The sequence below is a fragment of the Bradyrhizobium valentinum genome, from assembly GCF_001440405.1.
GTDB classification, from domain to species: Bacteria; Pseudomonadota; Alphaproteobacteria; order Rhizobiales; family Xanthobacteraceae; genus Bradyrhizobium; species Bradyrhizobium valentinum.
Genome location: NZ_LLXX01000131.1, coordinates 66,402 through 91,575 on the forward strand (window position 1 = coordinate 66,402; position 25,174 = coordinate 91,575).

At 63.3% G+C, this 25,174-nt stretch carries 27 protein-coding genes and 1 tRNA gene; 15 read left to right on the plus strand and 13 right to left on the minus strand.

Features of this window, described 5'->3' with window-relative positions:
* Window positions 1-30: 30 nt before the first annotated feature.
* Window positions 31-117 (minus strand) — tRNA-Leu (locus CP49_RS22990).
* Window positions 118-305: 188 nt separating this feature from the next.
* Between CP49_RS22990 and CP49_RS22995 the strand changes: the two genes are divergently transcribed.
* Window positions 306-728 carry a hypothetical protein gene (locus CP49_RS22995; RefSeq protein WP_057852466.1) on the plus strand — a complete coding sequence of 141 codons (423 nt, stop codon included), beginning with the start codon at window positions 306-308 and terminating at the stop codon, window positions 726-728.
* 36 nt (window positions 729-764) lie between these two features.
* Here CP49_RS22995 and CP49_RS23000 read toward each other — a convergent pair whose 3' ends face one another.
* Window positions 765-1,967 (minus strand): FAD-dependent monooxygenase, encoded by a 1,203-nt coding sequence (locus CP49_RS23000; protein ID WP_057852467.1) that lies wholly within the window; start codon window positions 1,965-1,967, stop codon window positions 765-767.
* Between the two features lie 7 nt (window positions 1,968-1,974).
* Complete coding sequence (locus tag CP49_RS23005) at window positions 1,975-2,220, minus strand: zinc-finger domain-containing protein (RefSeq protein ID WP_057852504.1); 246 nt, start codon at window positions 2,218-2,220, stop codon at window positions 1,975-1,977.
* Between the two features lie 273 nt (window positions 2,221-2,493).
* Between CP49_RS23005 and CP49_RS23010 the strand changes: the two genes are divergently transcribed.
* Both CP49_RS23010 and CP49_RS23015 read left to right on the plus strand, forming a co-directional pair.
* Window positions 2,494-3,651, plus strand: coding sequence for a hypothetical protein (locus CP49_RS23010; protein ID WP_057852468.1), 1,158 nt, complete (start codon window positions 2,494-2,496; stop codon window positions 3,649-3,651).
* Window positions 3,652-3,706: 55 nt separating this feature from the next.
* Window positions 3,707-4,459, plus strand: coding sequence for an alpha/beta fold hydrolase (locus CP49_RS23015; RefSeq protein WP_057852505.1), 753 nt, complete (start codon window positions 3,707-3,709; stop codon window positions 4,457-4,459).
* On the opposite strand, the gene CP49_RS47675 is transcribed toward CP49_RS23015, so the two are convergent.
* Window positions 4,445-4,537 carry an ELP5 family protein gene (locus CP49_RS47675; protein WP_245310825.1) on the minus strand — a complete coding sequence of 31 codons (93 nt, stop codon included), beginning with the start codon at window positions 4,535-4,537 and terminating at the stop codon, window positions 4,445-4,447. The two genes, CP49_RS23015 and CP49_RS47675, sit on opposite strands and share 15 nt — an antisense overlap.
* 405 nt (window positions 4,538-4,942) lie before the next feature.
* Between CP49_RS47675 and cysE the strand changes: the two genes are divergently transcribed.
* Together cysE and CP49_RS23025 are read left to right on the plus strand one after the other, a co-directional pair.
* Window positions 4,943-5,770, plus strand: coding sequence for a serine O-acetyltransferase (gene cysE / locus CP49_RS23020; protein ID WP_057852469.1), 828 nt, complete (start codon window positions 4,943-4,945; stop codon window positions 5,768-5,770).
* A 195-nt stretch (window positions 5,771-5,965) separates the two neighbouring features.
* Window positions 5,966-6,184, plus strand: coding sequence for a DUF3126 family protein (locus CP49_RS23025; RefSeq protein ID WP_025590201.1), 219 nt, complete (start codon window positions 5,966-5,968; stop codon window positions 6,182-6,184).
* A gap of 247 nt (window positions 6,185-6,431) precedes the next feature.
* Here CP49_RS23025 and CP49_RS23030 read toward each other — a convergent pair whose 3' ends face one another.
* Window positions 6,432-7,148 carry a hypothetical protein gene (locus tag CP49_RS23030; RefSeq protein WP_057852506.1) on the minus strand — a complete coding sequence of 239 codons (717 nt, stop codon included), beginning with the start codon at window positions 7,146-7,148 and terminating at the stop codon, window positions 6,432-6,434.
* 221 nt (window positions 7,149-7,369) lie between these two features.
* Between CP49_RS23030 and CP49_RS23035 the strand changes: the two genes are divergently transcribed.
* The 3 genes from CP49_RS23035 (at window position 7,370) to CP49_RS23045 (ending at window position 8,754) form a co-directional block, all read left to right on the plus strand.
* Entirely contained in the window at window positions 7,370-7,699 is a 330-nt protein-coding gene (locus CP49_RS23035; RefSeq protein ID WP_057852470.1) for a DUF6949 family protein, read from the plus strand.
* Between the two features lie 74 nt (window positions 7,700-7,773).
* Complete coding sequence (locus CP49_RS23040; protein WP_057852471.1) at window positions 7,774-8,304, plus strand: gamma carbonic anhydrase family protein; 531 nt, start codon at window positions 7,774-7,776, stop codon at window positions 8,302-8,304.
* A gap of 42 nt (window positions 8,305-8,346) precedes the next feature.
* Window positions 8,347-8,754 carry a PAS domain-containing protein gene (locus tag CP49_RS23045; RefSeq protein ID WP_057852472.1) on the plus strand — a complete coding sequence of 136 codons (408 nt, stop codon included), beginning with the start codon at window positions 8,347-8,349 and terminating at the stop codon, window positions 8,752-8,754.
* A gap of 30 nt (window positions 8,755-8,784) precedes the next feature.
* On the opposite strand, the gene CP49_RS46235 is transcribed toward CP49_RS23045, so the two are convergent.
* On the minus strand, window positions 8,785-8,952 hold the full coding sequence (locus CP49_RS46235) for a hypothetical protein (protein WP_197423190.1): 168 nt from the start codon (window positions 8,950-8,952) through the stop codon (window positions 8,785-8,787).
* The gene (locus CP49_RS23050) at window positions 8,949-9,263 is read right to left on the minus strand and encodes a hypothetical protein (RefSeq protein WP_420807633.1); all 315 of its coding nucleotides are present in this window, start codon (window positions 9,261-9,263) and stop codon (window positions 8,949-8,951) included. The genes CP49_RS46235 and CP49_RS23050 overlap by 4 nt, the downstream gene beginning before the upstream one ends.
* A gap of 25 nt (window positions 9,264-9,288) precedes the next feature.
* On the opposite strand from CP49_RS23050, the gene CP49_RS23055 reads away from it, so the two are divergent.
* The 3 genes from CP49_RS23055 (at window position 9,289) to CP49_RS23075 (ending at window position 17,248) form a co-directional block, all read left to right on the plus strand.
* Window positions 9,289-9,708, plus strand: coding sequence for a hypothetical protein (locus CP49_RS23055; protein ID WP_057852473.1), 420 nt, complete (start codon window positions 9,289-9,291; stop codon window positions 9,706-9,708).
* 715 nt (window positions 9,709-10,423) lie between these two features.
* Window positions 10,424-15,169, plus strand: a complete 4,746-nt coding sequence (locus tag CP49_RS23070; RefSeq protein WP_197423191.1) for a beta strand repeat-containing protein — start codon at window positions 10,424-10,426, stop codon at window positions 15,167-15,169.
* A 324-nt stretch (window positions 15,170-15,493) separates the two neighbouring features.
* Window positions 15,494-17,248: a ShlB/FhaC/HecB family hemolysin secretion/activation protein gene (locus CP49_RS23075; protein ID WP_197423192.1), complete on the plus strand. Its 1,755-nt coding sequence runs from the start codon at window positions 15,494-15,496 to the stop codon at window positions 17,246-17,248.
* Between the two features lie 381 nt (window positions 17,249-17,629).
* Here the strand turns inward: CP49_RS23075 and CP49_RS23080 are convergent, their stop codons facing one another.
* Both CP49_RS23080 and CP49_RS23085 read right to left on the minus strand, forming a co-directional pair.
* On the minus strand, window positions 17,630-18,136 hold the full coding sequence (locus CP49_RS23080) for a hypothetical protein (protein WP_057852478.1): 507 nt from the start codon (window positions 18,134-18,136) through the stop codon (window positions 17,630-17,632).
* A 156-nt stretch (window positions 18,137-18,292) separates the two neighbouring features.
* Window positions 18,293-19,180: an alpha/beta hydrolase gene (locus CP49_RS23085; RefSeq protein WP_156438589.1), complete on the minus strand. Its 888-nt coding sequence runs from the start codon at window positions 19,178-19,180 to the stop codon at window positions 18,293-18,295.
* Window positions 19,181-19,418: 238 nt separating this feature from the next.
* Here CP49_RS23085 and CP49_RS23090 point away from each other — a divergent pair, with 238 nt between their 5' ends.
* Together CP49_RS23090 and CP49_RS23095 are read left to right on the plus strand one after the other, a co-directional pair.
* Window positions 19,419-19,877, plus strand: a complete 459-nt coding sequence (locus tag CP49_RS23090; RefSeq protein ID WP_057852479.1) for an Hsp20 family protein — start codon at window positions 19,419-19,421, stop codon at window positions 19,875-19,877.
* A gap of 88 nt (window positions 19,878-19,965) precedes the next feature.
* The gene (locus CP49_RS23095; RefSeq protein ID WP_057852480.1) at window positions 19,966-20,283 is read left to right on the plus strand and encodes a hypothetical protein; all 318 of its coding nucleotides are present in this window, start codon (window positions 19,966-19,968) and stop codon (window positions 20,281-20,283) included.
* Window positions 20,284-20,414: 131 nt separating this feature from the next.
* On the opposite strand, the gene CP49_RS23100 is transcribed toward CP49_RS23095, so the two are convergent.
* Complete coding sequence (locus CP49_RS23100) at window positions 20,415-21,041, minus strand: transglutaminase-like cysteine peptidase (RefSeq protein WP_057852481.1); 627 nt, start codon at window positions 21,039-21,041, stop codon at window positions 20,415-20,417.
* A 331-nt stretch (window positions 21,042-21,372) separates the two neighbouring features.
* Window positions 21,373-21,990 (minus strand): PilZ domain-containing protein, encoded by a 618-nt coding sequence (locus tag CP49_RS23105; protein ID WP_057852482.1) that lies wholly within the window; start codon window positions 21,988-21,990, stop codon window positions 21,373-21,375.
* Between the two features lie 276 nt (window positions 21,991-22,266).
* Between CP49_RS23105 and CP49_RS23110 the strand changes: the two genes are divergently transcribed.
* Window positions 22,267-23,040, plus strand: a complete 774-nt coding sequence (locus CP49_RS23110) for an enoyl-CoA hydratase-related protein (protein WP_057852483.1) — start codon at window positions 22,267-22,269, stop codon at window positions 23,038-23,040.
* A 177-nt stretch (window positions 23,041-23,217) separates the two neighbouring features.
* A complete protein-coding gene (locus CP49_RS23115) occupies window positions 23,218-23,805 on the plus strand; it encodes a hypothetical protein (protein ID WP_057852484.1) in 588 nt (195 codons plus the stop codon).
* A 2-nt stretch (window positions 23,806-23,807) separates the two neighbouring features.
* Here the strand turns inward: CP49_RS23115 and CP49_RS23120 are convergent, their stop codons facing one another.
* Together CP49_RS23120 and CP49_RS23125 are read right to left on the minus strand one after the other, a co-directional pair.
* A complete protein-coding gene (locus CP49_RS23120; RefSeq protein ID WP_057852485.1) occupies window positions 23,808-24,536 on the minus strand; it encodes an amino acid ABC transporter ATP-binding protein in 729 nt (242 codons plus the stop codon).
* Window positions 24,523-25,173 carry an amino acid ABC transporter permease gene (locus CP49_RS23125; RefSeq protein WP_057852486.1) on the minus strand — a complete coding sequence of 217 codons (651 nt, stop codon included), beginning with the start codon at window positions 25,171-25,173 and terminating at the stop codon, window positions 24,523-24,525. Before CP49_RS23125 ends, CP49_RS23120 begins: the two co-directional genes overlap by 14 nt.
* Between the last annotated feature and the right edge of the window lies 1 nt (window position 25,174).

Consider the following 25,174-nt stretch of genomic DNA (forward strand, 5'->3'; position numbering starts at 1 on the left):
GCAGCCTTCACTCGCTTCGCGAGCGAAGGCTGGTGCGGGCGGTGGGACTCGAACCCACACGACGTTGCCATCGAGGGATTTTAAGTCCCTTGCGTCTACCAGTTCCGCCACGTCCGCTTAGTCTCAGGAGATCAGATACTTAGCGCGTTTTCCGGAGAAGTGGAATTGGGATAATCCCCGGCCAAAACGCTCCCCACCTTTAAGTGAGCGCGCGCGCCAAAGCAAAGCCTCAATGCGGACACTTGGGGTGTTTACCTGCGGCGAGCTTTAGGCAATCTCAACCTAATCCACCTAACGAAGGTCCGATGCCCAACTCGCCGTCCCACTGCCGGTCATTCTCGCGCTGCTTTGCCGCGCTGGCGCTGGTTGCGCTCGGGGCCGGCCTGTCCGGCTGCGCCGGGATGAGCGAGACCATTTCGCCGGCCTTCGCCGATCCGGCCAAATACGATCTCTATGACTGCAAGCAGCTCGAGCCGGAGCGCAAGAGCCTTGCCGCCCGCACGGCGGAATTGCAGGGTCTGATGACGAAGGCCGAAACCGGCGCCGCCGGGTCCGTGGTGGCGGAGCTTGCCTATCGCAATGACTACATTGCGTTGCGCGGACAGTCGAAGCTGGCCGAAGAAGCCTGGCAGAAGAACAGGTGCCAGGACTCGAAGCCGGAAGCGGCGCCGATCGCGTCGGCTCCCGCCAAGGGCGGCCGTCCGAAGGCCAGCCGTGCTGGAAATTAAGGTACCGGCTTCCCAAGCGGAAATTCGAATTTCCGCTCACACCCGCCAATCATAGATCCAGTCCTGCCGCGCCAGCATGCGCTGTGGGCCCATCGCCTTGATGGCGAGATCGCGCGCCAGCGCCAGCGGTCCGGTGAGATGATAGATGCGCCCCTGTTGCCGCGCGGCGCGCCGCACCTTCAATACGCGGCCGCGCCGCAGACGGCCGTAGCGCTTCAGCGTCGCCGGGATGCCCGCGATATTGTCACTCGGGCTTTCGCTCAAACATTTGGCGAGCACAGCAGCATCCTCGATCGCCATTCCCGCGCCTTGCGCGGCAAACGGCAGCATCGCATGCGCGGCATCGCCGAGCAGTGCGATCGAGCCGTCCGTCCATTCGCCGATGTCGGGCAGCGTGAACAGCGCCCATCGCCGCCACCCGTCGACGGCGCCGATCAGCATCCGCGCGGTTGCGGGCCAGCGCCGCGAGGCGAACGCGTTCTTGAGTTCGTTGGCGTCGCCAGGCGCGCTCCAGCCCGGCCGGTTCCAGGTTCCCGGCACGATCGCGACCACGTTGATCTGCCGCGCCGCCGAGATCGGGTAGGCGACGAGATGCGCGTCAGGCCCCATCCAGAGCTGCACCCGCGGCGAGGTGTATTCGCGTGGCAGCGTCGTCGCATCCAAAGTTCCACGCCAGGCGATCAGGCCGGAAAATTGCGGCTGCACCTGCGGGAACAAATGGTTCCGCACCGCCGACCAGATGCCGTCGGCGCCGACGAGCGCCGCCGCCAGCTCCTGTTGCCGCGCATCGCCCCGGCGCTGGACCACAGTCAGCCCCTTGGCATGCGAGGTCACATCTTCGAACTGGCAGCCGAGCCGCAAGTCGATGTCCGGATGGTCGTTGACCTCTGCCGCCAGGGCACCTTGCAGGTCGGCGCGGTGCATCACCCAATAGGGCGCGCCGGCACGAAGGCTGGCCGCTTCGCCGAGCGGCAGGCGGGCGATCTCACCGCCCGCCCGCGCACTCATGATATTAATGGCCTCGGGCGTCACCGCGCGCGGCGTGAGCCGCGGCCGCAGGCCGAGATCGACCAGGATTCGGCTGGCGTTGGGCGAAAGCTGCAGGCCGGCGCCGGCTTCCTCCAGCCGTTCGGCCTTTTCCAGTACGATGACGCGAAAGCCTTTGGCTGCGAGCGAAAGCGCTGCCGTCAGTCCCCCGATCCCGGCACCAGCAACGATGATGGTGCGCGCGGCAGCCACCGAAAGGTCAGGCGACCTTATCCTTCAGGACGCATTCGGGCGGGCGCGCTTCGCCTGCGCCGAGGTCGGCGGCAAAGCGGTACAGTGTGGAGCAATAGGGGCAGATGATCTCGTTGTCGTTGCCGAGGTCCAGAAACACGTGCGGATGGTCGAACGGCGGATTGGCGCCCACGCACATGAATTCCTGCGAACCGATCTCGATTACAGAGACTCCGGCGTCGTTATGGAAATGCGGGACGACATGGTCGGACATCAGTTTCACCTTGGATAGCAACGATGGGCGGACGCAATCAACGCGACGCGCAACACGATGCGGCAGATTCGAAATGCCGCGCACCATAGTGGGGGGTGCCGATGATTCCTAGAGCCGTTTCCTGAGCGATTCTTGGAGGTCCCCGCCGCATACTTGCTCATGCAAATTCGACACAATCTTGTCGTCGGAGAAAAGCCCTTCTTTCGTCGGGGCAGTTGTGTCTTAAAAACGGCATACCATTTTGAGAAAGACGAAAACATTAGGTTTTTTTGGATGAGGCGGTTGCGGCTCGGTTCGGCTTTGGCAGGGGCGTTGGGATGCTTGGCGCTCAGCGTGGCGGTGTGCGCGGCGCTGTGGCCGCATGCCCGCGAGGCCGGCGCCATTCTGGCGGCGCAGGACGACCCCTCTGCGCTGTCCGATATCCACATCAGTTCCGCCCTGCGGAGCAATCGGGCGCTGGTCGCCGACCATATCGAGGCGGCGCTCGCGGAGGGCGATTCCGATCTCGCCAACAGCTTCGTCGAACTCGCCCGCGACAAAGGCATTGTCGTCAGCGCCGAACTGTCGAAGCGCGTCAGCGATGCCGTGACAGAGGCAGGTTCGGCGTCGCATTTTGCCAAACGTTTTGCCACGGGTCTGGTGACCGGCAATGCCGACGACGTCGCGAGCCTGTCGGGCACGGTCGCCGGCGATCTCTTCGTGTTCGGCGACATCAGGGATGTCGTGCGCGAAGGCAAGCATCTGGCGACGGGCGGGGAGGTCGACCGGCTGATATTGGGCCTGGCCACGGTAGGCCTCGCCGTGACCGCCGCGACCTATGTATCCGTTGGCGGCATGGGGCCGGTGCGCGCTGGTCTTTCCATGGTCAAGGATGCCCGCAAGGTCGGGCGGCTGGGCGAGGGACTGACGCAATGGGCCGGGCGCTCAGTGCGCGAAGTCGTCGATGCACCGGTGCTGCAGCAGGCGGTCGCGAAGGGCTCGGTGTTGCGGCCCGGCCAGACCATCAGCGCGATCAAGGCGGCGTTCCGTGCCGACAAGGCCGGCGCGCTGGTGCGGCTGGCGAAAGACATCGGACGCGTCGGCGAAAAAGCCGGCACGCGCGGGGCGCTCGATACGCTGCGCATCGCGCAGGGGCCGAAGGACGTCGCACGCGCCGCGCGGCTTGCCGAATCCAAGGGTGGCCAGACCCGCGCGATTCTGAAGGTCCTCGGCCGCGGCGCGCTGCTGCTGGCTGCCGGGACGTTCAATCTCACGATGTGGGTGTTTAGTGCGCTATTGGCGCTGTTCGGTTTTCTGTCGTCGATCAAGGCGACCACCGAGCGGGCTACCGAAGCGTGGCTGCGTCGCAAGAAGGCGCGGCGGTTAAGAAGGCAGGTGGCGGCAGGCTTGCCGTCCGGCCCGGCTCTGGCGGGCGTTGTCGCGCAGGGTTAGACTTGCAGCCATTGCAGCTCGCCCATTCCAATCCCCCAAAAAAGTGGAACTGATGATGCCGAGTTTTCACAACGGCGCTGTCGAAATTGCCTATCTCGACGAAGGCGAGGGTGATCCGATCGTTCTCGTGCACGGCTTTGCCTCCAGCAAGAACGTCAACTGGATCTATCCGACCTGGGTTTCCGACTTAAGGAAAGACGGCCGCCGCGTGATCGCGCTCGACAATCGCGGCCACGGCGATTCCGAGAAGCTCTACGATGCCGCTGAATACGAAATTGCGATCATGGCAAGCGACGTCATCGCGCTGCTGGATCATCTGGCAATCGAGCGCGCCGACATCATGGGCTATTCGCTGGGATCGCGCATGACGGCGATATTGGCGCGCGAGCAGCCGCAGCGGCTGCGCTCGGCGATCCTCGGCGGCATCGGGATCGGGCTGATCGAGGGCGGCGGCCCCGGCGAGAATGTGGCCATAGCGCTGGAAGCGCCGTCGCTGGAGGACGTCACCGATCCGGTTGGGCGGACTTTTCGCGCTTTCGCCGAGCAGACCCGTTCCGACCGCCGCGCGCTTGCCGCCTGCCTGCGCGGTTCGCGGCGATTGATGACATCGGAAGAGGCCGCCGCAATCAGCGTGCCGGTCCTGATCGCGGTCGGCACCAAAGACGAGATCGCGGGCTCCGCGGCCGCATTAGGGAAAATCATTCCGGGCGCCGAGGTGCTCGACATTCCGAACCGCGATCACATGCGCGCGGTCGGCGACAAGGTCTACAAGACCGGCGTCACCGACTTTCTGTCACGCCGGCAATGAGCGATCGCGCGACGCCTCGTCACCGGTGAAATGCCTGATAGCGGCGATCAGCATCACCGTGGTGGCAAGCCATGCCATGCGTGCGCCGTAACGATCATGCGGGCCTGATATCACGGCGCAGATGAACGCCCGGTATCCCACTGTAGCAGGGGATAGCCATTCCACAGGGCGGGGGCCAGCAACATCAATGGGATGGCGATGGCGGCGATCCAGGCCGACCGCGAGTCCGCAGCAGTCCGCGCCCGCAATACCTGCGTGCTAGTGTGGCTTTCCCCCATCGGGGCAGCATCCGCCGAATGGCGGGTCTGCCGAAATTCACCGATAGTCGGACGCCGGCCGGCTTGATTTCCCGAAATCGCTGACCACCTTGAACTGACCCCAGGGGGCATTCGGCGGGGGTTACTTTGCCGAAGCCTGCCGGGGACAGCCGTCCGCCCGCCGTGCTATAATATCAACGAAACCAGTGAATTTGCGAGAGCAATCATGGCAGTGCATCAGGTCAATCCGCAAGCGTCGAAACTTGCCGCGCTCGATCCGGTCTGGGACCGCATCCGTGGCGAGGCGGAGGACATCGTCCGCCGCGAGCCCGAGCTCGCTTCCTTCATCTATTCGACCGTGCTGCATCACGAGCGCCTCGAAGAGTCGGTGGTGCATCGTCTCGCTGAGCGGCTCGATCATTCGGCGCTATCGGGCGATCTGATCCGCCAGACCTATGACGAGGCGCTGCGCGACGAACCCGATCTCGGCAACGCGTTCCGCGCCGACCTGGTCGCGGTCTACGACCGCGATCCCGCAACCTCGCGCTTCATCGATCCGTTGCTCTACTTCAAGGGTTTTCACGCGCTACAGACCCATCGCCTGGCGCACTGGCTCTACCAAAAGGGCCGCAAGGATTTTGCATATTATCTGCAGAGCCGGTCATCGGCGGTGTTTCAGACCGACATCAACCCTGCCGCCAGAATCGGCCGCGGCATTTTCCTCGATCACGCGACCGGCTTCGTCTGCGGCGAGACTGCTGTCATCGAAGACGACGTTTCGATCTTGCACGGCGTCACGCTGGGGGGCACCGGCAAGGAGAACGAGGACCGCCATCCGAAGATCAGGCGCGGCGTGCTGATCGGGGCTGGCGCAAAAATTCTCGGCAATATCGAGATCGGCCATTGCGCGCGCATCGCCGCGGGTTCGGTGGTGGTCAAGCCGGTGCCGCACAACGTGACGGTGGCCGGCGTTCCCGCAAAGATCGTCGGCGAGGCCGGCTGTGCGGAGCCGTCGCGCACCATGGATCAGATGCTCGGCGCAATCGGGCTTTGATTTTCCACACATTCTGCCTGCGATCTTTGTGAAGTTACGCGGATAGCGTTTTCAAGAGAAGCGTGAAGAAAACGCGTCAAAACAAGGAATAGAGCCTCGGTTCTGATCCAATCAGAACCGAAAAGGCTCTGGCGGTCTGCGCCGTCTCGTCCTAAAACCTCCCCGGAAATTTAGAAAATCCGATTGGAGACCGCCGTGGACGTTCAGGAAGTCAGGAAGCTCGACGCCTATCTCAAGCGCGTATTCGGCAATCCAAAGATCCGCGTCGTGCCGCGGCCGAAAAAGGACGACTCCGCCGAAGTCTATATCGGCGAGGAGTTCATCGGCGTGCTGTTCGTCGATGACGAGGACGACGATCGCTCGTTCCAGTTTCAGATGGCGATTCTCGAGGAAGATCTCGCCGACGTCGGGTGAGGCGCGTGCCGCGACGTCGTAGGGTGGGCAAAGCGTAGGCCTACCAATTCATCTTTCTTGTATTGCAAGTGTCACGGCGCAATTGCGCCTGTCAGACCTCATCCTGAGGAGCCGCGATAGCGGCGTCTCGAAGGATGAATGGCACTAGCGGGGCCACATGGTTCTCCCGGCGATGCGAAGCATCGTCCGGTGACGGCGCTAAGGCGCCTCCTCACCATGAGGGGCGAGTGATTGCTACGACGCCGGTTCACAATCCCTTCGGCCCGCGCATCTGCGCCGTCAAGCGATCCATCGCATTTGCAACGTCACGCCATTGCGACAGCCAGCTCCGCGGAAAGCGGAACGTCAGGTCGGCGCCGTCGACGCGGCGCTCGCTCAGGCACATGCCGGGCGTCGGGCCATCGCGCGTGCAGCGCGCGTTGAGGCTCGGCGTAGCGGCGGAGAACAGATCCTCGTTGGCGTAGGGCGAGCCATCGCGAAAGGTTCGCATCGTCAATCCGGCATCGATCGGAGTTGCGGCCTGTTCGAGGTAGCGCGGATAGATCGTGCGGACCCGCGTGTCCGGCGCCAGCGTGTCGTGGTGGGCAGATATCGACAGGAATATCCGGTCGATCGGCTGCACCTTCTCCTCGATCGTATCGGCGCTGACGTGCTTCGGCGCATCCGGCGGCTCCAGCGATGGGAAGACGAAGCTGAGATCGACCCGCTCCTGCGGTCCGGAATGCCGCTGGATCTTCCGGCGGATCGCCGCTGCCGGCACGTTGAAGAGCGTAGCGCCGACACTGACCGGCAACCGTTCCGGAGCGCTGGCAGGGCGCGCTATCCAGGTCGGCCACAGCAAATAGGCGACCAGCGCAACGGCGCCCGCGGCGACAGCTATCGCGGCCATGATCAGGACCCTGTGCGAGCGCGGGTCCCTGCGGGTGTCGCGGGCAAGGTGCTGGGCCGTCGAAAGCAAGGTCATGAACGAAGCGTCGGTCGAGGAAGGGCGGGGCGAATCATCCCGCGAATATGCCATGGGGCGGGTGATTTCCGCATGATTTCGCAGGGTTTCCTGCCTCGGCAGCCATGCGCAAACGAGGTCCCGGCGGCCCGTCGTTAACCTTTCCTTAAGGATACTGTGGCGGCCGCGGGCCAATTTTGCCAAAGCTGGGCGCGCTGTTGGTCGAGTTAAGAGAAGTTGCCATGTCACCCGATGCGTTGAATTCCCTGTTCTCCCTTTGCATCGGCTTTGCATTCGCTGGCATGCTCGCCAGCGGCTATCAGGCGATGGCGGAGCGACCGGCTGGGTTCGGGTTGCTTGGCGAAGGCGTGGCGCCGAAGACGTTTGCGGCCGTGCCGTTTCTGGTCTTTGCTGCACCGTTCATCATCATGCGCAACACGTTGCGCGGCGCAAAGATCGAGCGCCGCCGCTTCGAATTCGTGATGATGGCGACCGTGCTGTCGGGCTTCTGGAGCATGATGTCCGGCACGTTCTTCCTGATGACGCTGCGTGCCACGGGTTTGCTGACCTGAGACCGGAGGGCCTGCTCGCTTGATCCGGCACCTGCGGCTGTGCCAAGGTCCCCGCCAACGGAGACCTTTTCGTTATGGCGATCTACGAACTCGACGGGCAGGGGCCTGAACTCCCCACGGACGGAAATTATTTCATTGCAGATACCGCCGTCGTGATCGGCAAGGTGCGCCTTCTGAATTCCGCCAGCGTATGGTTCGGCGCAGTGCTGCGGGGCGACAATGAGTGGATCGAGATCGGCGAAGGCTCCAACGTGCAGGACAATTCAACCTGCCATACCGACCGCGGCTTTCCTCTCACGATCGGCAAGAACTGCACCGTCGGCCACAACGTCATCCTGCACGGCTGTACGCTCGAAGACGACGCGCTGGTCGGGATGGGCTCGATCGTGATGAACGGCGCGCGGATACGCCGCGGCAGTATTGTCGGCGCGGGATCGGTCATCACCGAAGGCAAGGAATATCCGGAATATTCGCTGATCATCGGCTCGCCGGCGCGCGTCGTTCGCACGCTCACGCCGGAGCAGGTGACGGCGATGGGCAGCGCCGCGAAATTCTACGCGCTCAACGGCCCACGATTCAAAAACGGATTGAAGAAGATCGGCTGAAGACGGCGGCCTGTTCTCTGGTTCCGCATCGGCCACTCTCGCGTGCCGCGGAAGCGGACGGAAGAATTTCTGGCGGCGATTGTCGAAAACGTACCCGAGGGAATTCTGGTCAAGGATGCGCGCAATCTGCGATACCTGTTCGTCAACAAGGCGGCTGAGGAAATGATCGGCATGTCGCGCAGCGAGATCATGGGAAAGACGCCGCGAGAGCTGTTTCCCATTCAGGCTGCCGAATTGATCGAGAAACGGGACCGCCAGTTGCTCGAGCGAAAGCAGCAGCTCGAAGCGATCGTCGATACCGTCGATAACCCGGTCAGGGGCAGGCGCACCATCGCGGTGCGGCGGCTTCAGATCGGCGGTCCGGACCGTGAATCGCACCTGTTCGTCAGCATGGTCGAGGATCGGACCGGCCAGGCCGAAGTTGCGGCTCAGACCGGAGTTGCGGCGTAACGATCGCGTCGAACGAAAGTTACGGGCGGCTCAGGTGCCTTCGCTCTCGTTCGCCTCGCGGGCGCCGGCGACCTTTTCATGGCCGGCGGCCCAGAGCGCATGCTCGTCGCTGCCATCCTGATACGGATTGGCTTCCGCCGGGATCTTCTGGCGTGCAGCGTTCTGGCCTTGCTCGAAAGGGTCCGGGTCGGAATTCATGATGGCGTCCTTGCGGTTCTCGACCTTGTCTTTTTCGGCGTCGCGTCCTTGGAAAGCCTCGCACTCTTTCGCAGCGCATCCTTGAGATCGATCGGAATGCCGTGCTTCTTGAGCAGGTCCGCAAAGGCTTCGTCGGCCAGTTCCTGAAACGTCGCCATCCGGTCGCGCGCAAGCTGGGTGAGCTTGTCGAGCGTGTCGTCGTCGAAGGCGATCAATTTGCGCAAAGCGTGACCACTCCGGGCGTCGAGCGGATGTGAATGAATGATCTGGCGGCGGTTTCGTTCCGGCAGGAACCAACGACGGGACGCCATCGTTGCTCCGAAAAGGAGATTTCCGATGAAGCTGGCATCTGCAACCGCCGCAGTTGCGGCGATCACAATCCTGATATCCCCGATCGCATCGTTTGCTCAGAGCACGGGCGGATCCGCGGGTGGGTCATCAGCCGGTAGCAGCAGCGGCAGCGCCGCGGGCGCGCCGAGTGCGGGCTCCACCGGGACGGGCACGACCGGGGCCGGCACGCAAGGCATCGGGCCTGCCGCTCCCAATGCCGGTCAAGGTCCAGGTGCCACGGCAAACCCGTCCGGGCTTGCGTCGCCACCCCCGCCGGGCACCAACAGTGCCGGCACCGCGCAGTCGTCAGGCGGCGGCGCAACAACCGGCATGGGAAGATCACGAACGACGACCGGCGACGCCGAGATCAATGAAGAGAACAAGCAAGTCGACCGCAAGATCAAGGGCATCTGCCGCGGCTGCTGATATCGCTTTCCGGCCCGCTGAAGGAAGAGCGCAAAACAGCCCAAAATAGCTCAAGCCATCTCCGAGAAATCGTTCTAGACTTGACGCCGGACCCGCGAGGATCCGGCGGCGAGTGCGTCGACTTCGTCGAGGCCACGACCACGGCGGGATGAAAAGCCGCGCCGCAATGTTACCGAGACCGTTGTTTGGAGGAATGCCGTTCGCGTCACATCGGGGGATGTTGAACATGCTCACAACGCCTGCGTTGACATTGATGTTTCTGATTGTCGTGACTGCTCTGGGTGCAGCTTTCGTCTGGATGTTCTGGGAGATCGAACAGATGAAGTCCAGGCCGCGTCGTATGGCGAGACCACGTCGCAGGGGCGATCGTCTCGGATAGGCCCGACCGCGCACAGTCACGTTCCGCGCAATAGCCGGAGTCCGCCGGCAACGTCATTGTTCGCAATTTTCCTAAAACTTGCGCTTGTTCTTTGATGCATCCTTAGGTGGTCGCTTGCCACGTTGCGGTTCCGCGCGTGGAACTCGCGGATATCAGACAAAGAATTTGTGGAGACGAACAGCTTTGAAATGCGGCCGGCCTTAAGCGGATGTTGGTTCGATGATCGTCTCATCCACGTCGTGTCTCCCGTCGGCCATCAAACCGTGCACCGGAGAGTTTCGAACTTCCGTCAGCTTGATCGCGCTGTTGTGGAGTTTGGGTTGCGCGCAGCCGTCGATGGCGCAATCGCTGCCGACCGGCGGGACGGTGGCGAGCGGGAATGTTGCGATCAGCTCGACTTCGCCGAGCAGTCTCACGGTCACCCAGTCGAGCCGCACCGGGATCGTCAACTGGTCGAGCTTTTCGATCGGGCAGGGCCACCAGGTCCAGTTCAATAACGGCAGCGGCGCGACGCTCAACCGCGTGACCGGCAATGTGCCGTCGTCAATCAACGGCGTCCTGTCGGCGACCGGCTCAGTCTACCTCGTCAACCCGTCGGGAATCGTGGTGGGCCCGGGCGGCGTGGTCACGACCGGCGGCAGTTTCGTCGCCTCGACTCTCGATGTCAGGGATGCGGAGTTCCGCGCCGGCGGATCGCTGACCTTCAGCGGCAACAGCAACGCCTCGGTTGTCAATCTCGGCAAGATCGGCGCGTCGAAGGGCGACGTCGTGCTGATCGCGCGCCAGGTTCGTAACGACGGCTCGCTGACGGCACGCAACGGCACCGCCGGGATGGCGTCCGGCAGCGAGGTGCTGCTGAGCGACGGCTCGCTCGGCAATGGCAAGGTGCTGGTGCGCCGTCCGGCGCAGGATGGCGAGATCCGCAACAGCGGCGCGATCCGCGCCGCCGAAGTCGAATTGCGCGCCAATGGCGGCAACATTTACGCGCTCGCCGGCAACACCGGGCAGGCCATTACGGCAACAGGCTTTGCCAGCAAAGGCGGACGAATTTTTCTCACCGCCGAGGGCGGCTCGGTCAACGTGACGCAGAAGGTCGTGGCGCGGCGTGTGCAAGCTAACGTGGCGCGGGGCTCGTTCAACGGTGGCGACGTCGTCGTCGGCGGCAACAAGGTCGTGGTCGGCGGCACGATCACGGCGAAGGGCGACGGCGGCGCCGGCGGCACCGTCGTGGTGACGGGCACGGACATCACCCTGACGTCGGGCGCTGCGATCGACGCCAGCGGGACATTGGGCGGCACCGTGCTGATCGGCGGCGACCGCGCCGGCGGAGCCGATGTTGCGCTGAAGTTCTTGCCGCAGACCATCGCCAACGCGCAGAGCACGACGATCGAAGCCGGTGCGACGATCACGGCCGACGGCACGTCTGGCGCCGGCGGCAATGTGGTGGTGTGGTCGGACGGCACGACGTCGTTTGCCGGCGCCATCAGCACCCAGGGTCTGCGCGGCGGCTTCATCGAGACCTCGGGGCATGTGTTCAACTTCACCGGCGGCAGCATCAACGCCGGCCGCGGCGGCGCCTGGCTGCTCGATCCGGTGGATCTGACGATCGATGCGACGCTCGCCGGCACCATCGCGACCGCGCTGAACGGCGGCAGCAACGTCACCCAGGAGACGACCGCGACCGGCAGCGGCGGCAACGGCGACATCACGGTGGCCAGCGGCATCAACTGGTCGACCAGTGCGACGCTGACGCTCAGCGCCTATCGCAACATCGCGGTCAACGCCAATATCGCGAGCACCGGCGGCGGCGGCGTCGTGCTGCGCGCCGACAACGCCGGCACAGGCACCGGCACCGTGACGTTCGGCGGCAGCCAGATATCGACAGCGGGGACGGTCTCGATCTTCTACAATCCGACCGGCAGCAGCTCGACCGTCAACGCGACCAAATACTCGGCACCGACGCAGACGAATTACAGCGGCAATGTCGCCGGCGGCGCCACGCTCAACACGTACATGCTGGTCAACACCGTCTATGACTTGCAGAACATGAACAACAACAAGGCCGGCACCTATGCGCTCGGCCGCGACATCGACGCCGGCATCACGTCCGGCTGGAACAGCGGCGCCGGCTTCGATCCGATCGGCGCCGGGACCAGCTTCACCGGAAACTTGAACGGCCAGGGCCACACGATCTCTGGCCTCTTCATCAACCGGCCGGGAACCCCAAACATCGGGCTGATCAGCTATCTCGGCACCGGCGCCTCGGTGAGCAACGTCGGCGTCATCGGTGCGACCATAATCGGCAGAACTTCTGTCGGCGCGATCGTCGGCAACAACTACGGGGCGGTCACGAACGTCTACTCGAGCGGATCGGTCACCGCCACCGAAGCCGGCGCCGGCGGTCTCGTCGGCTACAACTTTCAGACCGTGTCGAATGGCTATTCGAACAGCACCGTGAGCGGACCGCTCTACGTCGGCGGCGCCGTCGGGCTGAACAACATCGCTGCCGGCCCGACCGCCGGCGCGATATCACAGGTCTATGCGACGGGCGCCGTTACCGGCACGGGCGGCAGCCCGAGCGCTGTCGGCGGCCTGGTCGGCTTCAATGGCAACTCCATCACGCAATCCTACTGGGATAGTTACACCACGGGGCAGGCCTCCGGCGTCGGCTCCGGCGGTTCGGCCGGCGTGACGGCTGTGACCAGCGACCCCGCGCTATCCGCCGCCGCCAATTACGCCTTCAAGCAGAGCGCCTATAGCAGCTTCAGCTTTCCGGGGACGGGCTCGACCGGCTGGTTCATGGTCGACGGCCAGACCCGGCCGTTCGGCCGCTGGGAATACCAAACCACCATTACCAACGCGCATCAGCTGCAGCTGATGGCGATGGACCTCAATGCGAGTTACAGGCTCACATCCAACATTGATTTTTCGAGTGGACTTGCTGTGGGCGGCAAGTATCCCGGCATGTGGTCGGCGAGCGGCTTCTCGCCGATCGGCGATTATTCCAACCAGTTTGCGGGAAGCTTTGACGGCCAAGGCCGTGTGATCTCGAACCTGGCGATCGATCTGCCGTCGACTAACCATGTCGGACTTTTCGGATATGTCGGAGCCGGAGCCGCGCTGAGCAATGTCAGCTTGCAAGCAGCAACTATCGCTGGGGCGGCGCGCGTCGGAAGCCTGGTCGGCCTGTCGAGGGGGACTATCAGCAATGCCTCCGCGACCGGCACGGTTACGGCCGGTAGTTATGGCGGCGGACTGGCAGGCGAATCCTCAGGCAGCGTCGCCAATAGTTGGGCGGCCGTCACGGTCGCCGGCACAACCACCACCAGTTCGTCCATGGGCGGCCTCATCGGATGGAACAACGCGGGCGGCACCATCCAGGACAGCTACGCGATCGGCAACGTGACGGCGGGCACCGCGGGCACGCGCGCCGGCGGCCTCGCCGGTAACAACAACGGCAGCATCCTCAGGAGCTATGCCACTGGAGCAGTCAGCGGTGGCAGCCAAGGAGTCGGCGGCCTGGTCGGCTACAACAGCAGTGGCTCGCCGGCCGCAACCATCGTCGAGTCCTATGCAACCGGAGCCGTGACCGCCACAGCTTTCGCAGGAGGACTGGTCGGCATCAACACCGTGGGGGCTTCCGTCAGCAAGTCCTACGCGACTGGAACGGTCACAGCCACGGCGGCTGCCAGCGCATCGACAGCCGGGGGACTGATCGGCAGCAACTCCGGAGCCGTCACTCGGTCCTATGCGACCGGAGCCGTCAACGCCACGTCCGCGCTCGCGGCTACAACGGTGGCGGCCGGCGGGTTGATCGGCACCAACTCCAGCACGGGCACAGTCACACAATCCTACGCAACCGGTGCCGCGGTCAGCGTGATCTCGGTTTCCGGTACGTCAGCGGCGGGTGGATTGATCGGCAGGAACGTCGGCGGAGCCTCCGTGATGCAGTCCTACGCGACCGGTGCGGCCACCGCCACCGCCGCTGCCGGGACAGCAATCGTGGGCGGACTGATCGGCGGCCACAGCAGCACGGGCACGATCACACAGACCTACGCGACGGGTGCGGTCAGTGCCATCTCGCCCTCCGGCACCACAGTGGCCGGCGGCCTGATCGGATCGGCCACCGGCACCATCACGTCGTCATACTGGGACACCGATACGTCCGGGCGGACAAATGCCGTCGGCAGCGGCGCCAGTACCGGCATCACGGGTCTCACCACCAGCCAGATGCAGGATCCGGCAAACTATGCGTCGACCTATGCAGGCTGGGATTTCGCCACCGTCTGGTCGGCGCCGAGCGCCGGCTACTATCCGCAGCTCTACGGCGTCAACTACGTGCTGCGGGTCGATCCGGCCAATGCGTCGCGGGTCTATGGTGACGCCAATCCGGCGTTCACCTATTCGGTCTACGGGCTGCATGCCGGCGATACGGCAGCGATTATCAACGGCCTCTCGGTATCGACGGCGGCGACATCATTATCGAACGTCGGCAGCTACGCGATCACGGCGAGCGGCAGCGCCGTCAGCGGCTCCGGGCAAGCCTATCGCTTTATCGATGCACTGGGTACGCTGACCGTCACGCCGCGCTCGATTACTGTGACGGCCGACGCCACGAGCCGCGCCTATGGCGATGCCAATCCGGCGCTGACCTATCAGGTCGGCGGCGCGGGCCTCGTCAATGGCGACACGCTATCAGGAGCGCTCGCGACGTCGGCGACGACTTCCAGCGATGCCGGCGTCTACGGCATTACGCAGGGAACGCTGGCGGCCTCATCGAACTACGCCTTCGCCTTCGTTGGCGCGAACCTTACGATTGCGCCAGCGGCCGCTACGCCAGCGCCTGCTCGCGTACCAACTGCAGAACTCGGAGCTTACGTGAAGTCGCGCGTGCCTTTGCCCGCGCCGCAGCCGCTCGAGCAGATGCGTGAGCCCGTAAGCATCGAGCCATCATCTCCCGCTATCATCTGCAAATCCAGGCGATGCCTTGAGCTTCCTCATCCCAACAACCGGCGGATTGGCACACGAGCCCGATTCATCGAAGCGATGAACGATCGCTTGCCAGCCTTTGTCGACAATTGATTGTTGAGCCGCGATGTTGAGCGCGACGCTTGCTGTTAAGCTCATCAGTTGCACATATCGTCGCCTCGATGCACGCGGAAGTTGGTGGAGGCGCGAGCGTTTCAACCGTGCACACGCTGCAGTTATGCCACACGTGGAACTCGCCTTAAACGGTTATTAATCCATAAACCATATTGATCGACTTATTCATTGTTCGCCGTGTGCGACAGAACGTCGGAACGTGCAAGCTCATGCGGATACACACGTCGATATCCCGAAGCCCTCGCAGGCTCCGGACATCATGATGCTGACGCTTTCAGTTTCGGATCTCGCATGACACCGCGGGTGCGAACATCCGCACGGCATGCGAAGGCAATCGGCGGATGTTGCGCGCTGATCATGGCCTGCGGCGCTACGGTCGTGCCTGACGGCATCGCGCAGGCGCAGGTGGTGGAGCGCAATCTGCCACCGGAGCCGCCGCGCCGCGCGCCGGCGATCAAGATCGGTACCGACGATCTGCTTAGGAGCGATGACGCAACGCCGCTCGGCGTGGATGTTCAAGCCATCGTCCTGATTGGAGCAAACGCCAGCGCCAAGCCGATCAGCGCAGCGAAGGGCGTCAATGTGGATCAGGTCAGCGGCGTCGACGCCACGGCGCTGCGCGAGCAACTCAGACCATTCCTCGACCGGCCGCTGAGCCGCAAGCTGATTGCCGAAGTGCAGGCAGCGGTGGCTGCGGCCTACCGCGAGGCCGGGCGACCGTTCGTATCGGTCACGCTGCCGCCGCAGGAAGTATCGTCCGGCGTGCTCCAGTTGCGCGTGATCGCCTTCAAGGTTGCCGACATCAAGGTGACGGGGGCCGCACCCGAGAGCTATCCGCAAAACCGCATCCGGCTCGTTCCCGGACAGGAAATCGATGCGCGCAAACTCGAGACCGACCTCGACTGGGCCAACCGCAATCCATTTCGTCAGGTCGAAGCGGTGTTCGGTCCCGGTAAGGATCTCGGCATGACCGACGTCGACATCAAGGTGACGGACCGCAAGCCGTGGCAGGTGTATGCCGGCTATGCCAACAGCGGCACGCTGCTGACCGACCGTCATCGCTATTATGTCGGCGCCAGCGGCGCGCCCTCGGCCGACCTCGTCGCGTCCTATCAGCTCACCGGTAGCGGCAATTTCTGGGTCGACGACGGCCTGTTCCATCGGCCCGACGATGCCAAGTATGTCAGTCAGGCGGGGCGGTTGCTCACGCCGCTCGGATTGCGCACGAGTCTTGAAGTCGTGGGCGATCATGTGCTGACCAATGAGCGGCCCAACAATCTGTTTCGAATAAAGACTCAAACGAGCCAGGCGTCTGCGATCGTTCGGACCGCGCTGTCCGATCTGGTGCCACCGGTGGCCGGTGATCTGCTTGGTGGCGTCGAACTCAAGCACCAGCTCCGCAAGACCATATTCGATGGTACGCCTGTCGCGGAGGGCAGTGCCGACGTCGCGCAATTGGTGATGGGCTGGAACGGGCGCTGGTCGGACAATCTGGGCACCAACAACCTCGATGTTCGCTTCAAGTCGAATCCGGGAGGCATTCTGTCCGGCAACAATTCGGGCGCCTGGAGCGCCTTCACCAACGGACGCGTCACCGACGCGCAGACCAATCTCGTCACCGCCGAGTTTGGCCGAGTGACGTCGCTGCCGAAGGGCCTGTCGCTGAAATCGGAAGTTTCCATGCTGGCATCTTCCAAGCCGCTTCCGGACACCGAACGCATCACCCTCGGCGGGATGCACGGCGTGCGCGGTTATGTGACCGAAGATGGTGTGGTCGACCAGGCCCTGATCCTGCGCAACTCGCTCTACGTCGCGATGCCGAGCCTGCCCTCGTGGATGTCGGGCACGCTGGCGCCGTTCCTGTTGGCCGATGTCGGGTGGGGGCGGGATCTGTTCTTCCGGCGCGACTCCACGCTGTCGTCGGTCGGGGCCGGATTCGATTTTGCGGCCGGGCCGAACTTCAACTCAAAGCTGCTGGCGGCGAGGGCAACGAGTGACGGGCTGCACAGCCGCGCCGGATCCTGGCGCGTATCCTTGCAGGCGTCGGTGAACTATTGAAGGTTTGCAAACCGCGGCGGTTGAAGGGACCAAAAAGAACAAGGCCGTCGACGCAGTATACCGTCAACGACCTTGCCAGCCCCGGATATTGAAATCGGCTCACGCCATCCGGTGAATTACAGGATGCCCGGGATTCTAGCGGGGATATGTGAACCAGTTCACAAAGGCGGAAAAAAGTTGCGGCAACGCGTGCCGCAACGGTGGAAAATATCCCGCCGCAACGCTGCATGATGTCATGGCCGCTCGTTGTCTCCAAGGTACGTGCAATCGCGGTCCTTGTGAGGCGGCCGGACGGGCAAAGTATTGATCGACGCGCAAATTCGGGCCAGCCGCGCGTCAGCCCCCGAGCGGGACCTCATTGCCAAATGCTGTCCAGACCGGTCAGCCGCGCGCCTTGGCGCGGCTGCGGTTCACGCTCCGGCTCGCGCGGGGCTTTGCCTTGGCTGACCGGTTACGCGGCGCGGGGGCCGCGGCGGGCTCGGAGGCTTGCGCGCTGGCAAAGGATTGCCGCAAGCCGTCGATCGCTTCGGTGAGCGTTCCGACCTGCTCGGAAAGCTTCCTGGTGTCGGCCTGCTGCGCGGCGAGCAGACGGCGCACGGTCAGCAACTGATCCTGCACCACCTGCAACTGATCGATCGATTCCTGCTGCGTCGCTTCCAGGCCCTTGGTCTTCTCGACTAGTTGCTCGGACGCCTGCGCGGCGCGGGCCTGCAACTGCCGGGCCGCGACAGCGCGATCGGTCTCGGGGGCGCTGCCGGTATAGGCGCGCCACAGGGCGATAGAGCTTACTCCAAGTACAACAATAACGAGGGCCGCAGCGGCGATCGCAATCGGCTGCCCGCCGAAACGCGCGATGGGGCTGGCACTCCGGGGGTCGAGTTCGATCATGCGACTCCAGATCCGGACGTGATTCCAATGTTCCCAAATAGCACAGGCCGGCCGGCGCTAAAACCCGGGATTTGCCAGGCAAGCTTGGGATTCCGGGCAAAACCCCTTGCGATCGGGGTTTTGAGCTGCGGGAGCGGCTCCCGGAGGGGGCCTGGGCTAGCGGATCTGGGCCCGGATGAATTGGCCGGCATAGGCCAGCGCGCGACGGCCGTCCTCGAGATGCGCATTCCAGACCGGCCACGCATGGATCATGTGCGGCCAGATTTGCAGCGTTACATCGACATCGGCCGCTCCTGCTGTTTGGGCAAGCCGCGCGGCGTCGGCGAGCAGCGTCTCGGCCGATCCGACCTGAATCAGGATCGGCGGAAAGCCCGAGAGATCGGCCAACAGGGGCGAGATCAGCGGATCCTGGCGATTGATGGATGGCGGCGCAAAGGCATCCGCGAGTTCATCGAGATACGCCTTGTGAATCAGCGGATCGATGGCGTCCTTGGTCGCGAGCGTGTCGCCGGACATGGTCAGGTCGGTCCACGGCGAAATCAGCCACGCGCAGGCGGGCAGCGGCTCTCCCGCCGCGCGAAGCCGGTTGATGAGCCCGAGCGTCAGGTTGCCGCCTGCGCTGTCACCGCCGACGGCGATACCGGCCGCAGCAATGCCTTGCCGGCGCAGGAAGCGCCACGCGGTGAGCGCGTCTTCATGGGCGGCAGGGTAGCGATGTTCAGGGGCAAGCCGGTAGTCGATCGCGAGCGTGCGCGTACCTGCCGCGCGCCCGGCCTCCGTCACCAGGCGGCGGTGGCTCACAATCGAGCCGGAGCAATATCCGCCGCCGTGGAAGTACAGCAGCACGCGCGTCGGCTCGCTGCCGGGCACGATCGACCACTCGCCGGCGACACCGTCGCAATCGACGGCCTCGCATCGAACGTCCGGCGCCACTGGCCAGGTCGATCCGACCTCGTCGAGGCGCTGCCGTCGCTCCGACCAGCCGACCGGCCGCGGCTTCGAGCCCAGCAACGCGCGGATGGCGTCGATCTCGCTGTGAGCCAAGGTGGTCCCTCCCGATGAGCCGCGCATCATTGCACATCGTTCGTGCGGCGCAAAAGTAACCGAGACGACCGAGTAGGCGCCCAAAATTTTTGTCGGCCCCTTGAAACCAAATGGCGGTTTTCTAATTTTTTTGCTGCCGCCGCTGGGCGGTCCGGGCGCCTGACGGGCCCGGTCTGAGACGGGCACCGGTCGTGTCCGGTGCCGCTCGTATCCAACTTGCTCTCTGGAGGATTTGGCTATGCGCACATACGACTTCACTCCCCTCTGGCGCTCGACCATCGGCTTCGACCGCCTTTTCGACTTCGTCGAAACCGCGCAACGCGCGGGCGAGGATAACTACCCTCCCTACAATATCGAACGGCTGGGCGAAGACCGCTATCAGATTTCGCTCGCCGTCGCCGGCTTTGCGGTCGACGAGGTTTCCGTTACCGCCGAGCAGAACACGGTGACGATCGAAGGCCGCAAGGCCGAGAAGGACCAACGCGAATATCTCTATCAGGGTATCTCTGCGCGCCCCTTCAAGCGCCAGTTCAGCCTTGCCGACCATGTGCAGGTGAGGAGCGCCTCGTTCGAGGATGGCCTGCTGCGGATCGAACTGTTCCGGGAAGTCCCGGAGGCGATGAAGCCGCGCCGCATCGCGATCAATGGCGCGGCGCCGGGCAATGTGCAGCAGATCGAGGCGAAGGCGGCGGCTTAAGCCCGTCACGCCTTGCGAAGGAACCGAAAGGCTCCCGCCCGAATAGTGCGGGCGGGAAGCGTTTTCCACCTTTGGGGAGGACACACCGATGATCGACCAGACCGACAACGTGTTTGATCTGAATGCCGTGCTGCATCCGGGAGCCGTGTTCGATCACCCGCGCGATGTGGTCGCGGATGCTACGCTTTCGCTGGGCGAAAAGCGCGCGATCCTCGCGTCCTGGGCCTCGGATGCGGCGGCAGTGACTTCGAATCCCGCGCTGCGCGAACTGGCGGGGACGAGGCGTATCGTGACGATCGATGAGGTTCTCGAAGCGCTCTCGATGCTCGACCACAAACCGTCGGGACCACCCGGCGGCAAGCCGATGCGGCGAAAATCGACCTCGCGGGTAGCGTTGGCGGCGTAGGCTTCAAGCTACTCGTAGTCCAAAAAAGGTGCGGCCAGGCTTTGGGGGAAGCCTGGCCGCGCGCGAACCGGTCTGGGACGGGGAGGGGTGGGGATGTGACCGGGTCGCGGGTTCGTAAAATCCTTTGTTCGTTATCGATCGCGTGACGAGGCGGTGGCGACCGCAGGGCGGCTGTCACCGAGCGAGACCCAGATATTCGGATCGCTCTGCGACTGACGCTTGACGAAGCGGTAGCCGGTCTCGGTCCAGGCCAGGACGTTTTCGTTCTGGTTATCGAGAACGAACTCGCCCTTGTCGGTCTTCACCGTCAGCACCGCGTGGCCTTCGCCCTTCTTGTCGCGGACCACCGTGATCAGCAGCGCTTCGCGCGGCCATCCGGCGTCGATCAGCATCTTGCGCTTCAGAAGCACATAGTCCTCGCAGTCACCGTAACCGTCCGTCGGCAACGACCATTTCTCGATCACACCCCAATGATCCATGTCGGTGATCGGCTTGACGGTCTCATTGACCCACTTGTTGACCCGCAGCAGATCCCGCCACGCCGTCTGCGACATCACGATGTCGCGCGGCTGTGACGCGCCGCGGCATTCGCTCGCGTTCTCGGCGCAGAATTCGACCCAGCCGATCGGCGAACGCGCGGCCTCGCCAAGGCTGGCATAGAGAGCGTCGCCGGCTTTCGCCTGGACGCTCATCGAAGCGTTTATCCCCAACAGGACGGCGATGACCGCCAGTCCCTTCCCCTGTCCCCTGAACAACATCGTGGCTCCCGTTTCTTGTTGGGACCACGTTTCGCACAAAGGATTTGCGCTGCCGCTAAGTCAGGCAAGTACATTTGACGTGAATACTAGTAAAAGGCGCGGCGAATTCGATCTATACTTGAATTGAATTCGATTAAAATTTGAAACAACTGAAATTGATTCAAATTTTAGCTATTAACACCTGCAGGCTGCGATCGCAGCGGATGCGCCCGCAAAAGCGCCCCGCCGTTAACCGACTTTGGCGGGCGCCGGACAGTGAAAAGGCGGCATCCGACAACGCGGATACCGCCTTTTGAGGCTGAAAAGTCAGGGTTTTTTGGCGGCTGGCGCTTTACCGCGCGGTAACTGCGTCTTCGAGCGTCTCGGCAATCTGCTCGTGGACGAACTCCAGCGCGAAGCCTTCTTCGAGATTTCGCACCACCCGGGACTGGACCTTGCCGAGCATGACCAGCGATTTGAGGGGCGGGCGGTTCTCCGCGGCGATCGCGGCGCCCGACAGTGACAGGTCGATGATGCGGCAGGTCATCTTGCTGCCGTCCTCGAGCGTGAGCAGGGCAATCGGGTTGCGCGGCACGATACGATCGTGGCGGCGGTCCTCCGGCAGATTGAGGATATCGCGGTTGGCGAGCCAGGTGAGCTGGGCGGCGAGCTTGTCGCGCTTGCGGGCGGTCGCGCCCACCGTCATGGCAAAGCCGTTGTCGATGATGCGGGTGATCTTGCCCTCGACCCGGCCGATGTGGTCGAGATAGGCGATCACGCGGTCGCCGACATTGCCGATGCCGGGCGCCAGCAGCGCCAATCCGCCCGGCGACATGTTGATAATCTGGCAAGGAAATTCGCGGCGATCCGGCAGCATATAGCGGCCGAGCAGGTGGACCTTGACGCGCTGAAAGCGCCGTCGCTCTTCAGCGGACGGGACCGTGGTTGTTTTCTTTTGCGCAAACGACATCTTCGCCACCAGACAGCCGGTCTTTCGGCGTCAGGAAGACCCTAAGGCCGGCAGGGTTAATGATGTGTTAGCGGCGTTTGCATGAAGTGGTCGAGATTTCGCTGCGGACAATTTGGCGCGGCCATAAGCGATCGGCGCACGAGCGACGTGGCGCCCGGATTGTACTGACGCGTTCATACGACGAACGGGGCATCATGGAGTTGCGCGCGGTGGCATTAGGGTTACGCTCGCGCCCGGCCAGGCCCGGCCGAAAATGCTAGCGGACGGAGGAACGGAATGCCGGGAGTGAAGCGGGAACGCGACGACAGCGTCGGCGTGCTGACGTTGGATGAGCCTGAAACCCTGAATGCGATGACGCCCGATCTGTTGGGCGATCTCGCGACAGCCATTGGCGAGATTAACGATGACCCGCAGATGCGGGCGCTGGTGTTGACCGGCGCCGGGCGCGGCTTCTGCTCGGGGCAAAATCTCAAGGCGGCGCAAATCCTCGGCGACGACATCGCGGCCGGCGTGATGAAGTATTACTGGCCGGCGTTCAAGGCGATGCGCGAGTGCCGCGTGCCGATAGTGGTGGCGGTCAACGGCGTGGCGGCGGGTGGCGGGTTCAGCCTTGCGATGGCGGGCGACATGATCGTTGCCGCGCGTTCGGCGCGCTTCATTCAGGTGTTCAGCCGCATCGCGCTGGTCCCCGATCTCGGCTCGACCTGGATGTTGCCGCGTCTCGTCGGCCGGCAGCGCGCGGTCGAATTGATGATGACCAACGAGCCGCTCTCGGCCGATCAAGCGAAAGAGTGGGGATTGGTCCGTGAAGTGTTCGATGATGCGGCGCTTCAGGGCGGCGCGCTTGAGCTGGCGCGTAGGCTCGCGAGCGGGCCGACGCGCGCCCTCGTCGCGACGCGTCGCCTGATCGACGAGAGCGAACACGCCAACTATGCCGATCAGTTCCGCCGCGAGATCGAAACGCAGGCGGAGATCCGCAGGAGTGCCGATGCGGTGGAAGGGCGCAACGCTTTCCTCGAGAAACGTGCGGCGGTGTTCACCGGACGCTGAGAAAGGACGCAACATAAACCTCATCACGCTCTGGATGCTGCGGGCGGCGATCAGCGGCCGTGGCGACGAGGTGATCGACGTGGCCAGGACTAATCGGCTGTCGCGCTAAGCCATGTACTCGAGTGCAACTTTTAATTCGGGTGCATGGCTGTTCAGTGTGCTAAACAATAAGGCTCGATGTCCAAATGGCTTAAACAGTTTCTGTTTGGAATTTGGGGTCTTCTGCTGATCCCACCGATCACGCCTGTCCTCAAAAAATGGCTGGAGGAAAACGTCTTCTCCGATCCTAACGATGTGGCCACGACGGTTTTTCGCAACGCAGTGGCCACGACCGCTTTCGATAACCTTCTCGCACTGGGCGAACAGCGTTGGCTTAAATTTGCGGCGGTCTTTTTGACCGGGGTCGTACTTGGCGTCTCATTGGAATGGTTAAGCCGGAAGTCGGATCAGAAGAAAGCTTCCGAACTCCGCAGCCTTGGCTCTAAATTTCGCAGTCTTTCAGACAGCCTCAAAATTCGGACCGCATCGCCAGGGTGGCCGGACAATGTCGGTGATCTTAAACCTGCAATCACGTCTGCACTTGGCTCCGCCAGGAAATTTCATCTGTGGGTCCCGGGTCAGCACGTGTACCAATTGCCGGATGCATCATTCCTTTGTGAATACTTCAGATGTGTCGGTAAGCTTTTGGAGGATGGACAATTCGACAAGGCCAACAGGGAGGCGCTTTCCTGGAAGCCATTCCTCGATAATGTGACGCTGTCTTGAGTTCAGCCGACCTGGCCGACGAACTGCTGCAGTTCCGGCGTCCGTGGCGCGGCGAATACCTCCTTCGGAACGCCTTCTTCATGCACCTTGCCATGGTGCATGAACACGAGCTTGGTGCCGACGTCGCGGGCGAAACGCATTTCATGCGTGACCAGGATCAGCGTCATGCCCTCGCGCGCCAGTTGCTCGACCACGCGCAGCACTTCGTTGACCAGTTCGGGATCGAGCGCCGAGGTGATTTCGTCGCAAAGCAGTACCTTCGGCCGCATCGCCAGCGAGCGGGCAATGGCGACGCGCTGCTGCTGGCCGCCGGATAGTTCGCTCGGATAGGCGTCCATCTTTTCCGATAATCCCACCTTGGCCAGAACTTCGGCGGCAGTGGTGCGGGCTTCCGCCTTCGACACCTTGTTGACCACGGTCGGCGCCAGCATGACGTTCTCGGCCGCCGTCAGATGCGGAAACAGGTTGAACTGCTGGAACACCATGCCGACATGACGCCGCAGTTCGCGCAGATTGGTACTCGCGCCGCCGACCTCGATCCCGTCGGCGACGATGGCGCCCGACTGATAGGTCTCCAGCCCATTGATGCAGCGGAGCAGCGTGCTCTTGCCCGAGCCGGAGCGGCCGATGATCGCGACCACGTCGCCCTTGGCGATTTCGAGCGAGACGCCTTTCAGCACCTCGTTCGGACCGAAACTCTTCCTGACGTCACGAATGCTAACGAGCGACATTGAGGCGGCCTTCAATTTTCTTCGCCCACCAGGACAGCGGGAAACACAGGCAGAAATAGATCAGCGCGACCAGCGAGTAGACCAGGAACGGGCGGAAGGTCGCGTTGTTGAGCATGGTGCCGGCCTTGGTCAGCTCGACGAAGCCGATGATCGAGGCGAGCGCGGTGCCCTTGATGACCTGAACGGAGAAACCCACGGTAGGCGCGACCGCGATGCGCGAAGCCTGCGGCAGTATGACGTAACGCATCTGCTCGATGTAGCTGAGCGCAAGGCTGGAGGACGCCTCCCACTGGCCCTTCGGAATCGATTCCACGCAGCCTCGCCAGATCTCCGCCAGGAACGCGCTGGTCCAGAACGTCAGCGCCAGCGTCGCCGCCGCCCATGGCGAGACCTCGACGCCGAACAGCGCGATGCCGAAGAAGAACAGGAATAGCTGCATCAACAGCGGCGTGCCCTGGAAGAACTCGATGTAGATCTTGGTGAACCATTCCAGCGGCGCGATCCGCGACGTCCGCATGAACAACAGGATCAGGCCTACGATGCCGCCGCAGAAAAACGCGATCAGCGACAGCACGATCGTCCACTGCGTGGCGACCAGAAGGTTGGAGAGGATGTCCCAGAAGCTGAACTGCAGCATG